Annotated in this window: 16 protein-coding genes and 1 tRNA gene; 8 read left to right on the top strand and 9 right to left on the bottom strand. The window is 65.2% G+C overall.

Annotation, left to right across the window (positions count from 1 at the left end; genetic code table 11):
• Positions 1–2: 2 nt before the first annotated feature.
• Positions 3–1,598 carry a DUF262 domain-containing protein gene (locus ACGFI8_RS35505; RefSeq protein WP_392811325.1) on the bottom strand — a complete coding sequence of 532 codons (1,596 nt, stop codon included), beginning with the start codon at positions 1,596–1,598 and terminating at the stop codon, positions 3–5.
• A gap of 178 nt (positions 1,599–1,776) precedes the next feature.
• Positions 1,777–2,022, bottom strand: coding sequence for a GntR family transcriptional regulator (locus tag ACGFI8_RS35500; protein ID WP_392811458.1), 246 nt, complete (start codon positions 2,020–2,022; stop codon positions 1,777–1,779).
• 227 nt (positions 2,023–2,249) lie between these two features.
• On the opposite strand from ACGFI8_RS35500, the gene ACGFI8_RS35495 reads away from it, so the two are divergent.
• On the top strand, positions 2,250–2,882 hold the full coding sequence (locus ACGFI8_RS35495; RefSeq protein ID WP_392811324.1) for a hypothetical protein: 633 nt from the start codon (positions 2,250–2,252) through the stop codon (positions 2,880–2,882).
• The gene (locus ACGFI8_RS35490; protein WP_392811322.1) at positions 2,883–3,167 is read left to right on the top strand and encodes a hypothetical protein; all 285 of its coding nucleotides are present in this window, start codon (positions 2,883–2,885) and stop codon (positions 3,165–3,167) included.
• 13 nt (positions 3,168–3,180) lie between these two features.
• Here the strand turns inward: ACGFI8_RS35490 and ACGFI8_RS35485 are convergent, their stop codons facing one another.
• Positions 3,181–3,879: an HAD family hydrolase gene (locus ACGFI8_RS35485; RefSeq protein ID WP_392811320.1), complete on the bottom strand. Its 699-nt coding sequence runs from the start codon at positions 3,877–3,879 to the stop codon at positions 3,181–3,183.
• The gene (locus tag ACGFI8_RS35480; protein WP_392811319.1) at positions 3,876–4,751 is read right to left on the bottom strand and encodes a GntR family transcriptional regulator; all 876 of its coding nucleotides are present in this window, start codon (positions 4,749–4,751) and stop codon (positions 3,876–3,878) included. The genes ACGFI8_RS35485 and ACGFI8_RS35480 overlap by 4 nt, the downstream gene beginning before the upstream one ends.
• A 293-nt stretch (positions 4,752–5,044) precedes the next feature.
• On the opposite strand from ACGFI8_RS35480, the gene ACGFI8_RS35475 reads away from it, so the two are divergent.
• Both ACGFI8_RS35475 and ACGFI8_RS35470 read left to right on the top strand, forming a co-directional pair.
• The gene (locus ACGFI8_RS35475; protein WP_392811318.1) at positions 5,045–5,170 is read left to right on the top strand and encodes a hypothetical protein; all 126 of its coding nucleotides are present in this window, start codon (positions 5,045–5,047) and stop codon (positions 5,168–5,170) included.
• A gap of 282 nt (positions 5,171–5,452) precedes the next feature.
• Entirely contained in the window at positions 5,453–7,084 is a 1,632-nt protein-coding gene (locus tag ACGFI8_RS35470; protein ID WP_392811317.1) for a restriction endonuclease, read from the top strand.
• 203 nt (positions 7,085–7,287) lie between these two features.
• Here the strand turns inward: ACGFI8_RS35470 and ACGFI8_RS35465 are convergent.
• Positions 7,288–7,378 (bottom strand) — tRNA-Ser (locus ACGFI8_RS35465).
• A gap of 765 nt (positions 7,379–8,143) precedes the next feature.
• Here ACGFI8_RS35465 and ACGFI8_RS35460 point away from each other — a divergent pair.
• On the top strand, positions 8,144–9,103 hold the full coding sequence (locus ACGFI8_RS35460) for an NAD(P)H-quinone oxidoreductase (protein WP_392811315.1): 960 nt from the start codon (positions 8,144–8,146) through the stop codon (positions 9,101–9,103).
• On the opposite strand, the gene soxR is transcribed toward ACGFI8_RS35460, so the two are convergent.
• Both soxR and ACGFI8_RS35450 read right to left on the bottom strand, forming a co-directional pair.
• Positions 9,104–9,550, bottom strand: a complete 447-nt coding sequence (gene soxR / locus ACGFI8_RS35455; protein ID WP_392811313.1) for a redox-sensitive transcriptional activator SoxR — start codon at positions 9,548–9,550, stop codon at positions 9,104–9,106.
• A complete protein-coding gene (locus ACGFI8_RS35450) occupies positions 9,547–10,245 on the bottom strand; it encodes a glycosyltransferase family 2 protein (RefSeq protein ID WP_392811312.1) in 699 nt (232 codons plus the stop codon). Before ACGFI8_RS35450 ends, soxR begins: the two co-directional genes overlap by 4 nt.
• A gap of 102 nt (positions 10,246–10,347) precedes the next feature.
• Between ACGFI8_RS35450 and ACGFI8_RS35445 the strand changes: the two genes are divergently transcribed.
• Complete coding sequence (locus ACGFI8_RS35445; protein WP_392811311.1) at positions 10,348–10,737, top strand: PPOX class F420-dependent oxidoreductase; 390 nt, start codon at positions 10,348–10,350, stop codon at positions 10,735–10,737.
• Between the two features lie 118 nt (positions 10,738–10,855).
• Here ACGFI8_RS35445 and ACGFI8_RS35440 read toward each other — a convergent pair whose 3' ends face one another.
• The gene (locus tag ACGFI8_RS35440; RefSeq protein WP_033365012.1) at positions 10,856–11,065 is read right to left on the bottom strand and encodes a BldC family transcriptional regulator; all 210 of its coding nucleotides are present in this window, start codon (positions 11,063–11,065) and stop codon (positions 10,856–10,858) included.
• Positions 11,066–11,391: 326 nt separating this feature from the next.
• Between ACGFI8_RS35440 and ACGFI8_RS35435 the strand changes: the two genes are divergently transcribed.
• A complete protein-coding gene (locus tag ACGFI8_RS35435) occupies positions 11,392–11,886 on the top strand; it encodes a hypothetical protein (protein WP_392811309.1) in 495 nt (164 codons plus the stop codon).
• On the opposite strand, the gene ACGFI8_RS35430 is transcribed toward ACGFI8_RS35435, so the two are convergent.
• Positions 11,883–12,722: a hypothetical protein gene (locus tag ACGFI8_RS35430; protein ID WP_392811308.1), complete on the bottom strand. Its 840-nt coding sequence runs from the start codon at positions 12,720–12,722 to the stop codon at positions 11,883–11,885. The two genes, ACGFI8_RS35435 and ACGFI8_RS35430, sit on opposite strands and share 4 nt — an antisense overlap.
• Before the next feature lie 145 nt (positions 12,723–12,867).
• Here ACGFI8_RS35430 and ACGFI8_RS35425 point away from each other — a divergent pair, with 145 nt between their 5' ends.
• Entirely contained in the window at positions 12,868–13,926 is a 1,059-nt protein-coding gene (locus tag ACGFI8_RS35425) for a Glu/Leu/Phe/Val dehydrogenase dimerization domain-containing protein (RefSeq protein WP_392811306.1), read from the top strand.
• Positions 13,927–13,932: the final 6 nt, after the last annotated feature.

The following is a 13,932-nucleotide window of genomic DNA, read 5'->3' as shown; positions in this document are numbered from 1 at the left end:
AGCTACACCTCCTCGTCTTCAACAACCAAGCTAGCTATAGAAGGCCTTGCCGGACTCTTCGATTCGAGTCGCGCGGTTACGAACCGATACGTGAGAGTATCGATATCTTTCGCCCGCTCTTGAACGAACTCGTCTAGCTTCCCCTCTGACAGGTACGCCGCCGCCTGACCGCTTATCGCATGGCTCCTCAAGACATCGGAGTTCTCACGTCCAGTCGGTCGCGCGGTTCTGTATGGCCAAAGCCCCCGGGCACCGAGTTGCCCTCTCCTATTGGTGACAAGTTCTGAGATCGCCTTCTCGCCGTACTCTTCGAACTGTGCTGCGAGATCGACGTGATTTCCGTCTCGATCCATCGGACCAAGCGAAGCAAGAGCAATGAGTGCCAATCTCGCGGGTGAGGACTCGGTGCGAAACGGATCCAGTCGTAAGCTGAATGACTCTTCATTCGAGACTGCTTTAAGAAGGCTCAAAGCAGCTTGGTCCTCGCTCGGCGCTAACTCCGGCTGCATCTTTTTCGGGTTTATATAGTAAATAGCCTGGCGCAAAGCTGGCGTTTGTCCTCGGCGTCCAAACCCGTGTACCCATCCACGCCAAAGCCAGCGGGCAAGGAGGCGTTGTGCCCATGGCGAAGGATCTGGATGGAGATGGAAGTAGGCGGCGAGCACGGGCAACGGCAGGGTAGACGGCACAAGCCGAAGGTGTGGAATGCCTTGCTTTCTCAGAAACCCGATCGCAAGGGCCATCGCTTGTTCTGTTCTGTCGTACCAAACGGCTGGGTCTTCGCCCTCTGAGAATTCGTCATGCAAGTCTCGTTGAATGTTTCCGCCCCTCAACGCGAGGAGGCTTTGCACAACACGGTCGGGGTCGACTCGACCGAATCCGAGCCTCGACAGGCTCTGAACGACCGTCTGCGGGCTTCCCGGTTCGGTATCGCTGGCGAATAGCGCATGAAATACGTCCGCACGACCGATCGGCTTGCCAGCCGAGTTGACACGGTCAAAAATGTTTCTCAGCAACCGATCATCGTTTCCGACCACGATGTATGCGGGAACCTGGTAGTCGCGTAGGACGCCACCAAGTTCGTCGGCTGCGTCGAAGTCCTCTGGCTCCAGATCTGCGGAGTGGTCACGCAGCCAGGACAGCAACGACCTGGTCTCGACCGCTTCATGCAACGGAATCCAGGTTGGCGGTATGGATCTTCCGCTGGCATTTGCAAATCTGCCTTTGCGTAGGTCGAAATAGAGGTCGAATCGCCTGTCCACGTCCCGGTACCTGGAGTTCAGGACTCCGACCATGGAGGTTATTCGCTGCTGACCGTCGACCACCCACAGCGCGTCGGTTCGTTCCGGTGCTGCAATCGCCAACGGTCCGAAGCTCACCGTCTCGGCATCGGCGTCGCTTCTCCATAGGAGAAGGGTTCCGATTGGGAAACCTCGCCACACGCTATCAAATAGATCTCGAACGTCTTCTTCATCCCATACAAAGCTCCGCTGAAAACGGGGTACTCGTAGAATTCCCTTCAACGCGAAGTCTACGATCTGCGGAATGGAGTATGTGACCGCCTGTGGCCTGAATGGTTGCTCGGATGCGTGTGTCATTTCTTCCTTCCGCTGCCGTTCGACGGCTTCGCACTAGGCGACGGATCGACCTGATGTGGGAGCGCATCGATTCGGACCGAATCAACCTAGCGCATCAAGGATGCCTCGGGTTGTTCTTATCCGTCGCGTCGCTGGCTCCGACGCTCGACGGCTGCGGACTGCAGGGCGCTGACTAGCGTCAGTTCGAATCTTCAGTTGGCTCTGCAACGAAGGTACCGCGCTGAGGGACGGTGAAGACAAGGCCGCGTTCGCGGAGGAGCTCGACGGCGTGGCGGGCGGTGCCTCGGGCTACGCCGAACTCTTGCTGAAGGGCGAGTTCGCTTGGAATCGGACGGTTGGGCTGTAGCTCGCCGGCCTCGATCCGTTGCTGGATGATGTCGGCGATCTGCACGTATACGGGCGTGGGGCCGTCCGGATCGACCATGTCGGCAACGTAGATGTGCAGGTACATGGGCGTTCCTTCAACTACGTAGCTAGACGTACAGGTACGTACAGCACTATCCTGCTGCTTGCGGGCTTGATGGCGGTTCGAACGTCGCCGCTGTCACCCACATCGTCACCACGGGATCGCCTCTTAGCAGCGGCAACGCTCAGGCCTCCAGACCTCGGCGGTGTGGGCGGACGCATCAGTAGCGACGTTAGGGAGGTCGGATGCGTGAGCAGGCATCGCCGCATTGCGACGCCACGTCTGCGGACCTGACTGGCCTGGATCTGCCGACGGTCGTCGCCCGAACCGAACACCTTGACGGTCTCTTGGTCCTGGTCGTCGCCCGAACCGAACACCTTGACGGTCTCTTGGTCCTGGTCGTCGCTGATGACGCACGCCGTCTGATCCTGACAAGCGGCAACGCCACTCGGCCGGTAGACGCCATCCGAGGGGCGTTGCGGCTCGCCGCCGGTGCATCGGCGCATGCTCGCCAGCTCGCCGCCGTGCTTGGGCGGACGGTTGAGCTTGAGACCGGGGATCGGCACCTACCGGCGCGGCCGGCGTGGGCCTGTGTGCGGTGTAGTCGCCCGTGGCCGTGTGCGGCGGTGCCGCACCTGCCGGCGCGGCCGGCGTGGGTCTGTGTGCGCCGTAGTCGCCCGTGGCCGTGTGCGGCGGTGCGACGCCGATTGTCGGGCGAGTTCGAGCACGATCCCGCCGCACTCGCGGTGCTGATGACCCTGCGGCTCGCCGAGGCGTCCGCAGACCTCGGCGTCACCGAACTTCCAGACCTCTACGACCAGTTTCTCGGCTGGTTGCCAACGCCGGCCGTCCCATCAACACACACTGAGGAGCGTTGAATGACCGTCGACCAAGTCCTTTCCCGTATGGCGGCCGATGAGGTTCCGCCTGACTGCACGGTGCGCTTCGATGACCGCGCGGGCTGCGGGGTCAACGTCGAGTTGCTCGACAACCGTGCGACACCGTTGGTCGGGCTGACCTTCGTGACGCACCTCGGGGTCAGCGACGCGCATGACTTGACACTTGCTCAGGTCGAGCAACTGCGGGCGGCGCTCGATGCGGTCACCCGAACCGTGCGAGGGGCGGGCGTGGCCTGGTCGGTTGTAGATCGGCCAGCGGCGTAGCAGGCCGCTGGGTCTACCGCTCGGCGGTCAAGGCCAGTAGGGCGGTGGCGATGTCGGCCATGCTGGTTAGCACGACGTCGGCGCCAGCGTCAGTGAAGCGCTGGACCTTGGGTGGCTTGTTGGCGTAGGCGATGACGGGCACGCCGGCCGCGTGCGCGCCTTCAATGTCGAACAGCGAGTCTCCGATCAGTACGCACGCCGCTGGCTCCACGTCGAGCGCGCTGGCCGCGCGCCAGATCGGCTCGGGGTTGGGCTTCATGCGCTCGGGCTGGGCGTAGGCGCGGCCGGCGACGTAGGCGATGTGCCCGGCGAGCCGATGCGCCTGGAGGTACGCGTCGATGGCGGGGGCCGAGTTGTTGCTGACGATCGCGACCGGCCTTCCGGCGCCGCGGGCGGCAACGATGACCTCGCGGCCGTACGGATCAGGGATCGCGGACTGTGTAGCGAGCAGTTCGGCGCGGCATAAGCCGTCTTCGACCTCGCGGGTCAGTTCGGGTTTGCCGAGCGTGGCTGACCAGCGCAGTACCTCCATCGGGTCGGTCTCGTCGCGGATGTCGCCGGCGAGGTCGACCCCGCGGACGTCGAGCAGGTTCAGCAGTTCGGCGGCGACCAGCGGTGCCGGGTGGCCTCCGAAGATGCTGCACACCGGGCCGTCGAAGTCGAGCAGGATCGCCCGGCTGCGGTCGAGCAGCTCGGTCAGGTCGGCGGTCATCCTTGGTACTCCCTAGTGATGCTGTTCCATACGGAGTCGAACCATTGCTTGGAGGCGGCGACGAACTGCGTGCCGTGTGAGGCGTCTTCCTCGCTGACCTGGTAGTTGAACAGCGGCACGTCCTTGCCGAGCAGGTCATAGATGGCGATCGGCTCGCCGCGGTGGGCCACGGTGCGTTCGGTGACCGGGTAGAAGCCGAAGAAGACCTCGGTGTTGTTGATGATGTACAGCTTGAACAGCGGCGACGCCGAGTGCAGCCGTACCGCGACGTTGGCGGACTCGACCAGGCCGAGGTCGCCGAGTTCGCGGACCTGGTCGATGATCGCGTCAAGCGAGCGGTGCGTGATCCGCTCCATGCGCTCACGCACAGTCGGGTCATCAGCGCCGGTACCGGCCCGTGCGGGCAGCGCCATGGGTACACCCATGTCGGAGACCATGACGCGCAGCGCGATGCGCTTGGGCGCCAACTGGCCGGCGCGCACGCGGTCGAGCACCTCGGCGAGCGCGCCTTGCAAGGTCTCGCCGGAGAAGCCGGCGAAGTCGATGGTCACTTCTTCGCGCTCGAACGCGGCCTCCAGGTGCGGCCGTAGCTCGACCGGTCGCTGGGTCTGCGCGCGGACGAACACGCCGCTGCCTTGGCGCGACACGATGAGCCGCTCAGCGCGCAGCGCGTCGAGCGCGCGTTTGACCGTCTCCCGGGCAACCCCGTAGTGCTTGGCGAGGTCCGGCTGAGACGGCAGCTTCTCGCCCGGTCCGAGGCGCTTGGTCAGGATTCCGGCTCGAAGTTGGCGGGCCGGCCAGGAATGGAGCGACAGCGGCGAGGTTATGGAGGACCGCGCGTTGAAGCATCGCGCCACCAGCGCGACCCGCATCGTTCCGGTGGTGCCGGAGCTGGTGCGTCTGCTGCGACAGCATGTTGACGAGCACGGTGCGGCCGCAGACGGGAGGCTATTCGTCCGGCGCTACTACCAGTACGGGCCGGTGTCGAAGGAGACCTACAGCCGGGTGTGGCGACAGGCGCGGGCAATGGTCTTGACGGAGGCGCAGCAGCGTTCGCCGCTGGCGAAGGTGCCCCTATCACCTCCGGCACGCTGCCGTGTCGCTGTGGCTCAACGCTGGCGTTCCAGCGACACAGGTCGCGGAGTGGGCTGGCCACAGCGTCAACGTGCTGCTGAAGGTCTACGCCAAGTCCATCGACGGCCAAGATGAGGCAGCCCGGCGCCGCATCGAAGCAGCGCTGCAACAGCCGAGCAACCACTTAGGAAACGCGCCAAGTGGTTTCGCACGCTAACCGTTGCTGGGGCGGCCGAAGCGGGCTCCTCCGGGGTAGCACATACCGTCGAATCAGAGACTGGATCATCAACAACCGGGGCGAAAAGAGCGGCACCTGGCGGCGGTGAGCGGGACGTCACCCGCACTGCATCAGTACGACAGTCTTCTTGGTGGGCGCTAGACTGCTATGCCGACATGGCCGCCGAGCCCGTATCGGATCGTTCCAATACCGAGAACAATGCTCGGCCGACGCGGTTGGGTCACGCCTGTGGAAGGTTCGTCGCAGCGCCTGGGAGGTCCTGTGCCAGAGTTTGACGTCGAGGTCAGTACGGACGATGCCCGCCTCGCCGAACTTTGTTCGATGTACTGGACCACAAGTGATGACGGATCTTTCACATACACTGTCAAGGCACTTTCTGAGCAATTCGGCCAACCCTCCCACAAAGTCAGCAAGATCGTCGCCGAGGCTTGCTTCGCCCGGTCAAGAAGCCGCCGTTGCAGTGAATGTAAGAAGGGCTTCATTTACAGGTCGCGATCAGACTGGACTTCGGGCGCGCGCTTCGGCCCGACTCGCTGCCGGACGTGTAGTGAGGCGGATAAGCGTCAGCAAGAGGAGGAACGTGAGCGACTAAACGCCATCAAGAGAGCTTCGATTCTCGAATGTTGTGCGGTCAGCAATGACGGAATCACGCCTGACGCCGCAGACCTCGATTTGTCCACAGCTTTGGCTCTGGCGGCCCTTCTGGAAGACGCCGAGGAGATATCTGGCGGTATCATCACCGCTTTGGAGAATCGAACTGACCGTCTCACGCCGACGTCAGACTACGATCATAAACTGCTAGAAGCGCTGATTGACAAAGCACTTATACAGGTGCATCCATCGTCCCCACCGCAAGCCTTCACCTGGAAGCCCGACGGCACATTAGAAGGCTTCTACCCTACTGCCGTCTCCTATTATCTCTCAGGGACTGGTAGTCTCGAGGGCCGGATTGACGCATACCTAGCGAGCCTGACGCAGGTAATCAGCCGAGAAGCCTGGCCGGACCATTGGGTCGAACAGTTCTCTGAACTCTGGTTTGATGTCGCGACGTCCGAGTGTAAGGCTTACCTGGTGCACTTGCTAAAGCGTCACGGTCTTGACTTCACACCAGGCCAGAAGACCGACGACGTGTTCCGCCAAGCCCTCAAGTGGTTTTCGATAGGGCAAATGTACTACTTCATTTGGCGGGCAGCTAGGGACAGCGCGGCCTATCTCGCAAGAGAGAAGGTGCAAGCAAGGCAGGCAGCCAACAGTGCGATTACCAGGATTTCGGCGGACGTCGAGCGCGCATATGCTCAAGGGTGGCAGGTTAACGTCTATCAACGCGATGCCCGCCTGCCATTATCAACGCTATCTCACATTCTATTTTCACGAGCCCTTAAACTCGACAATTCCATGGCGTACTCACCCATCGACCTGCCGGTTAGGCGCGCAGGGCTGGAACTCGCCTGGACAAACATCGACTCGGAATCGTTTGAACGTCTGATATTTCAGCTAGTTGTTGAAACCGAGGGCTACGAGAATGTTGACTGGCTAATGCAAACGAACGCCCCCGACCATGGCAGGGATGTGAGTGCAGTTCGCCTACGGCGAGATCCGCTGAGCGGCCATAGTTCACAAAGGGTAGCTATCCAATGCAAGCATTGGCTGTCACGCTCGATCCGGGACGTCGATGTTAATACAGCTATCGTTAGCGTCAGCCACTGGCAAGACCCACCATTTGACGTAGTCGTTATCGCGACCAGTGGACGATTTACATCGGATGCCGTCGCATGGATCGAGCGTCACAACTCTCGCGGCAACAGGCCGAGCATTGAACTTTGGAACGACGCTCGACTGGAATATTTGCTGAACGAAAGGCCGCACTTGATACGCACGTACGAGTTGCGCTGACAGCACTCATCCGGACGACCGCATCGGTCATGGGTACCTGGGAACTGCTGGATCGATACGCCACGACCACTCCCATGCACAGCTCATGCACAACCAGTGGGCCACAGCGAGGTTCGCTGAGATCCAACGGGACAGCCGGCTAACAGACGAAGACGCCCGCTGAGTAGCGTTCTTGCTGCTCAGCGGGCGTTTCTGCTGATCTTTGGCGGAGGGCGTGGGATTCGAACCCACGGAGACGCGGAACGCCTCACCGGTTTTCAAGACCGGCGCCATCGGCCACTAGGCGAGCCCTCCAGCGGAACGACGCTAAGTGTGCCAGATACCCGCTCGCCTAGCCTCGTCACCCACGTGAGGGACGTCGTTCGTGGTTGTGGGGTGGCTGGGTGGGGGAACGCGGGCTGATGACTTCTCGGACATGATGTCGCAAATGTCCCGCTCCCCAGGGGGTGAGCTGCGCAGACTCGGGGTCTATGAAAGATCAGACGGGGGGAACGGGACCGTGCACCTCTTCTTCAACGATCCTCGTGCGGCATACGTCACCAAGCATCGCCGAGTCGTTTGGCCCTCGTTGGTCGGGCTCGTCGCCGGTGGGGTTGGTGTCGCCGCGCTCGGGGTGATGGTCCGGGCGGCCGCGTACGACCAAAACGTCGGGACCTCGCCGCCGGCCAGCGGCGACGGGGGCATGGTAATGCCCGCGGCACCGTCGATTCGCGTCGGTGGGCCGCTCGCCTTCGGCAACGTGCCGGCCGCGCCCCGTTCCGGTGCTGGACCTCGGGGGCGCCAACGGTCCCGAAGATGCTAAACGCGCCGTCGTGGAATCGTGGAGCCCCAGAGCCGCGGCGCGCACCACCACGATGCCGACCCCGAAGCCAACGGCCCCGCCGCCCGAAGAGCCGCCCGAACAGCCGACCGAAGACCCGGCCGGGCCACCGAGCGCGGACCAAGGCACAGACCAAGGCACGGCCTAGGACTAGGACTAGGACAGGGGCGCAGGGCTCCATCGAGGCGGATGGGACCACCACGGGTGGCGTCCGTGGTGGGACCGACGATGATGGAGCCGTGCATGCGATCACGATCGAACGGCCCGGTGGGCCCGAGGTGCTGCGGTGGACGGAGGTGCCGGATCCGGCCCCCGCCGCGGGCGAGGTACTGATCGAGGTGGCGGCGGCCGGCGTCAACCGTGCCGACGCGCTGCAGCGGCAGGGGAATTATCCGCCGCCGACGGACGCCCCGCCGTACCCCGGGATGGAGGTCTCCGGGCGCATCCGTGAGCTTGGCGACGGGGTCCACGGCTGGCACGTGGGTCAGGAGGTGTGTGCGCTGATCAGCGGGGGTGGGTATGCGGAGCTCGCCGTCGCGCCCGCCGGTCAGATTCTGCCCGTGCCGAAGGGGGTCTCGGTCGTCGACGCGGCGGGGCTGCCCGAGGTCGCGGCGACCGTGTTCTCCAACGTCGTGGACGTGGCGCGGCTCAAGCCGGGGGACACGCTGCTTGTGCACGGTGGTGGCAGCGGGGTCGGGACGTTCGCGGTACAGCTGGGAAAGGCTCTTGGCGCGACGGTCGTCGCGACGGCGCGGGCGGCCAAGCATGAGCGGCTGCTGCAGCTGGGCGCGGAGCGCGTGATCGACTACACGGCCGAGGACTTCAGCAAGTCGGTACAGGCCGACGTCATCCTCGACATCATGGGCGGGAGCTACCTGAAGCAGAACGTCGACGCGCTCAAGGTCGGCGGGCGGCTGGTGGTGATCGGGCTGCAGGGCGGGCGCCGTGGCGACCTGGACCTGGGCCAGTTGCTGACCAAGCGGGCCACGGTGGCGGGTACGACGCTGCGCGCGCGCCCGGCGGCGGAGAAGGCCGCGATCGTCCGCGGGGTGCGCGAAGAGGTGTGGCCGCTGGTGGAGGAGGGCATGGTGCACCCCGTGATCCACGAACGGTTCCCGATGGGGGAGGCCGCCGAGGCGCACCGGCTGCTCGAGTCGAACGGGCACTTCGGCAAGATCCTGCTGACCATTTCGCGCTGATCAGGGCCGGGTGAGGATGACCGGGCCCTGGCCCTTGGCCGCGAGGCGGTCGTCGGTGTTGACGAGGCCGCACGTCTTGAGCGACAGGCAGCCGCAGCCGATGCAGCCGGTGAGCGTTTCGCGGAGCCGCTCGAGGAGCTTGATCTGCTCGTCGAGGTGGCCGCGCCAGCCGGCCGAGAGCCGGGCCCAGTCCGCCTTGGTCGGCGTGCGGTTGGCCGGCAGCGAGGCCAGCGCCTCCTTGATGGTCTCCAGCGGCACGCCGACCTGCGCGGAGATGCGGATGAAGGCGACCCGGCGCAGCTCGGTGCGCTCGTACCGGCGCTGGTTGCCGCTGGTGCGCGTGGCCCGGATGAGGCCCATCTTCTCGTAGAACCGCAGGGCGGACGGCGCGACGCCGCTGCGCACGGAGAGCTCTCCGATGCTCAGCAGCTCGGGCGGGTGGCTCAAACGGGGCGGGACGGCTTGCGGACGCGTTCGCGGGACAGGATCCACAGCGCCTCGACGCCGTCCTTCCAAGTGATCTTCTTGCCCTCTTCGCGGGTGCGGGCGCGGTACGAGATCGGGACCTCGTATGGCCGGTGCCGGTTGCGCAGCAGCTTGCCCGTCACCTCGGCCTCCATGCCGAAGCCGGCCGAGCGCACCTGCAGCGACCGGTACAGCTCGACCGGCATGAGCTTGAAGCAGGTCTCGAGGTCGCCGAGGTAGCAGTTGAACAGCATGTTGGCCGCGGTCGTGACGGCCTTGTTGCCCATGACATACCAGAAGGAGAAGGAGCTGTGGCTCCCGAACGTCCGATTGCCGTAGACCACCGTGGCCCGGCCGTCCAGCACCGGCTCGAGCAGCTTCGGAATGTCCTGCGGGTCGTACTCGAGATCGGCGTCGAGAATGACCATGTAATCCCCGGTCGCGTTCTCCACCGCCGTGCGAATCGCCGCGCCCTTGCCCTTGTTGCGCGGGTGCACAATTACGCGAAGCCGGTCGTCGTTCAGCCCACCGAGAATCTCGGCCGTGCGGTCACGGCTGCCGTCGTCGACGATCACGAGCTCGATCTCCGTCGGGTAGTTCACGTCGAGCGCCTGCTTCACGGCGTCGGCGACGCGTTCTTCCTCGTTGTAGACCGGCATCAGGATCGACAGCTTCATCATGATCTCCGGGGGGTCTGGGCTGGACCATCAGATTAGCTCCCCGTCACCCGGGCGTGTGAAGGCCCCGTTGGGGGTTGCGCTGCTCGTACGGTGTGTCGTATGACGAACACTCCCGCCACCGTGGAGCAGTTGGGCGAGGAACAGTATCTCCTGTTGACCACGTTTCGCCGGGACGGAACCCCGGTGCCCACCCCGGTCTGGGCCGCGCGTGACGGAGACGCACTCCTCGTGTGGACCGTGGGTGACTCCGGCAAGGCCAAGCGCATCCGCCGCGACGGCGCGGTGACCGTCGCGCCGTGCAACGTGCGGGGCGTGCCGAAGGGCGAGCCGATCCAGGCCCGGGCGACGCTGCTCGGCCCGGACGGCGGCACCGCGGCGCGTGAGCTGATCAAGAAGAAGTACGGCCTCCGCGGCCGCCTGTTCGTGTGGGCCAGCATCCTCCGCCGCGGTGCCGACGCCACGATCGGCATTCGCATCACGCTGGCGTGAACGCGTACCCCTCAAGCAAAGCGACGCGCTCGGATCACCGGGGGGTGACGATCCGAGCGCGTCGCGGAAACAAGCTTGGGCGTTTGGCGCCTGTGGGTGACGCGGGGTACTGTCTGCGTCAGTCGCCCTGGCGTTGCTGGGGAATTTGGCCCTGGAGCAGGGCCCGCACCTCGGACTCGCGGTAGCGTCGGTGACCGCCGAGCGTGCGAATAGCGCTCAGCTTGCCCGCCTTCGCCCAACGGGTGACGGTCTTCGGGTCGACGCGGAACATCGACGCGACCTCAGCCGGCGTGAGCAACGGCTCAGGTTCATGCGTGCGAGATGGCATCGGTCACTCCTCCACAGGTACCCAGGAACGTCGGACGGGGTCCCGCCGGCCGACGCGTTTCCTATGGTCCGGCTAGTCCCCGATGTCCGACATGGGCCGAACGGCTGAAGGTCCCTGTATGGACGGATGATGAATAAGTGAATTTTCCCATTTTGGTGGTCCAAAATGGGATAAAAGGTGACCGGTGGCGACGGAGGGTGAGTGCTTAACCACGAATCTAGCTCACCCTCCGGGGTGATGGGTAGCCCACAAATCTCATTCAATGAGGCATAACGGGCACCGATTGGGTGTGATTCGGTTGCTAAGAGTGACACCCGATCGGGTGGGTGACGAACCGGACATTTAACTTCATCAACTTCATGACTCCGGTCCGTGCAACGCGCGACCGTTCCTGCCGTGAGCGCCTGGTCTGGGTCGATCGGAGCGAAGCCTCATCGAGCCAGACTGGGCGAGGCGGCAGCGCGCTGGCGCGCCTCCCTGCCATGCTCGCGGTGCCAAGAACCCGCGGCCTCCTGCCGCGACAGACCCGTTCGTCGGCAACTTTCATCCGCCCGCCCGGCTATTTCCGGCTTTCGCCGCCCACCGCGACACCCGCCCCGCCCGACCGGGGTTTCCATGATCATGGAGTGAACGTGCTGCTCCTTGTACGTGTCCACTCCGTGATCAAGGCGAACCGAGTGCTCGGCCGGCGGGTGCTGCATGATCGCGGAAACGTTGTGCTGGCCGCCTTGGCAAGGTCGGTGCAGATCGCGGGCGCGTGCCAGCGCCGCGCAGACGTCGATTCTCGGGATGTCGACGGCCCGACTGGCGGTCGCTCCTAGTTGCAGCGCTCCAGCAGCTGCACGGCCCGCCACCGGTCGACGAGCCGCTCGTACACCTCGGTGGCCGCGTCCGCGTCTCCGCGCGCGACGTCGGACAGGCCGGCCGACACCAGGCCGGGAGAGTCGTCCGTGGCGAGGGCGTCGTCCGACATGAGGTTCACGAGGCCGCCGTAGTCGAGCTCGACGATCGACCGCGAGTGGAACTCCTCGAGCCACCGGGCCGTCTCCTCGACGGCGACCGTGATCGGCGCATCCCCTATGGCCCGCCGAAGAACGGCATAAGCCCGATGCGCCCGCCGTCGGGCCTTCGAGATCTCCGTCCGGTAGCGCAGCACCCGTCGGCCGGGGCGCAACGACAGCTCGCGCTCCTCCAGGTCGACGAAGACGAACCAGCGAAGCGGCACCCCCCAGGTTGCCACCTGTTCGTGGACGCGCGGCAGGCCGCGCTCGAGGACGTGGTCGCCGCTGCGCCAGTCGTCCACGATGGTCTGCGCGAGGCCGGCGAGCACGGGAGGTACGAACGCGTCCGCGATGATGCTGGGCACCCCGTCCCGCGCCGTCAGTGCGGCCTCGGCGACCCGGATGCGCAGGTTCCACGGGCAGACGAGCAGCGTGTCGTCGGCCTCCAGGACGTAGGCGTCCTCCGGCAGCGCCGGCAGCCGGGTCCAGCCGGCGCCGAGGGCCTCGAGCACCGCGGTGCGCTGGCGGCCTGGGCCGTCGGACAGCGCCACCGCTCGGCCCTCCTTGACGTAGCGACGCCAGTACAACTGGTGGTCGCGGTCGAAGGCGGCCAGCGGCTCGTACACCCGCAGGTATGACGCGAAGAGCGACGGCACGGCCCGATCGTCGCACGAAATGCCCGGACGGCGCGAAGCTGCCCTCGACCCGACCGCCACGTGTCGGGGTTAGGGTCAGTTCACCGCACTCCGTCTGCGGCACCCGTCTCACGAGGACGGGCCGCGCATCGCTTCAGGAGCATCCATGGGTGTCTTCACCAGCAACCACGAACAGGTCGTGTTCTGCCACGACCCGCAATCCGGCCTGCGGGCCATCATCGCCGTGTACTCGACCGCCCTCGGGCCGTCGCTCGGCGGGACGCGGTTCTACCCGTACGCCTCCGAGGACGAGGCGCTGCACGACGTGCTCGAACTGTCGCGCGGCATGGCGTACAAGAACGCCCTCGCCGGTCTCGACCTCGGCGGCGGCAAGGCGGTGATCTGGGGCGACCCGGAGAAGGACAAGAGCGAGGCGCTGCTGCGGGCCTACGGGCGATTCGTGCAGTCGCTCGGCGGCCGCTACTACACGGCGTGTGATGTCGGCACGTACGTGCAGGACATGGACATCGTGGCCAAGGAGACGAAGTACGTCACCGGCCGCTCCGAGTCGCACGGCGGCGCGGGGGACTCCTCCGTGCTGACCGCCTACGGCGTCTTCCAGGGCATGCGTGCCGCCGCCGAGCACCGCTGGGGCACCCCGTCGCTCGCCGGCCGCCGGGTCGGCATCGCCGGCCTCGGCAAGGTCGGCAAGCACCTGACCCGTCATCTGCTCGAGGACGGCGCCGCCGTGGTCGCCACGGACGTCTCCGAGCGCGCCCGGGACTGGGCGGGCTCCACGTATCCCCAGGTCGACCTGGTCGACAGCAACGAGGCCCTGATCGCCTCGGCGATCGACGTCTACGCGCCCTGCGCGCTGGGCGGCGCCCTCAACGACGAGACCGTGCCCGTCCTGCGGGCGAAGATCGTCGCCGGCGCGGCCAACAACCAGCTGGCCCATGCGGGGGTGGAGAAGCTTCTCGCCGAGCGCGACGTGCTCTACGTGCCCGACTACGTGGTCAACTCGGGCGGGGTGATCCAGGTGGCCGACGAGATCGAGGGCTTCAACTTCGCCCGGGCGAAGGAACGGGCGGGGCGGATCTACGACACCACCCGTCAGATCCTGCAACTGGCGGACGCCGAGGGCGTGCCGCCGGCGCTGGCCGCAGACCGTCTCGCCGAACGGCGGATGGCCGAAGTCGGAAGGCTCCGTACCATCTTGGTATAAACCATG

The organism is Dactylosporangium sp. NPDC048998 (assembly GCF_043197855.1).
In the GTDB taxonomy this organism is placed as follows: domain Bacteria; phylum Actinomycetota; class Actinomycetes; order Mycobacteriales; family Micromonosporaceae; genus Dactylosporangium.
The sequence above is the reverse complement of the archived record's forward strand: the minus strand, read 5'-3'. Positions and strand labels throughout refer to the sequence as shown.

What these genes read in the sequence shown, in the direction of transcription:
- ACGFI8_RS35505 (WP_392811325.1), bottom strand. Translation starts at nt 1,598, where the DNA reads ATGACACACGCATCCGAGCAACCATTCAGGCCACAGGCGGTCACATAC.
- ACGFI8_RS35500 (WP_392811458.1), bottom strand. Translation starts at nt 2,022, where the DNA reads ATGGTCGATCCGGACGGCCCCACGCCCGTATACGTGCAGATCGCCGAC.
- ACGFI8_RS35495 (WP_392811324.1), top strand. Translation starts at nt 2,250, where the DNA reads ATGCGTGAGCAGGCATCGCCGCATTGCGACGCCACGTCTGCGGACCTG.
- ACGFI8_RS35490 (WP_392811322.1), top strand. Translation starts at nt 2,883, where the DNA reads ATGACCGTCGACCAAGTCCTTTCCCGTATGGCGGCCGATGAGGTTCCG.
- ACGFI8_RS35485 (WP_392811320.1), bottom strand. Translation starts at nt 3,879, where the DNA reads ATGACCGCCGACCTGACCGAGCTGCTCGACCGCAGCCGGGCGATCCTG.
- ACGFI8_RS35480 (WP_392811319.1), bottom strand. Translation starts at nt 4,751, where the DNA reads ATGCGGGTCGCGCTGGTGGCGCGATGCTTCAACGCGCGGTCCTCCATA.
- ACGFI8_RS35450 (WP_392811312.1), bottom strand. Translation starts at nt 10,245, where the DNA reads ATGAAGCTGTCGATCCTGATGCCGGTCTACAACGAGGAAGAACGCGTC.
- ACGFI8_RS35445 (WP_392811311.1), top strand. Translation starts at nt 10,348, where the DNA reads ATGACGAACACTCCCGCCACCGTGGAGCAGTTGGGCGAGGAACAGTAT.
- ACGFI8_RS35440 (WP_033365012.1), bottom strand. Translation starts at nt 11,065, where the DNA reads ATGCCATCTCGCACGCATGAACCTGAGCCGTTGCTCACGCCGGCTGAG.
- ACGFI8_RS35425 (WP_392811306.1), top strand. Translation starts at nt 12,868, where the DNA reads ATGGGTGTCTTCACCAGCAACCACGAACAGGTCGTGTTCTGCCACGAC.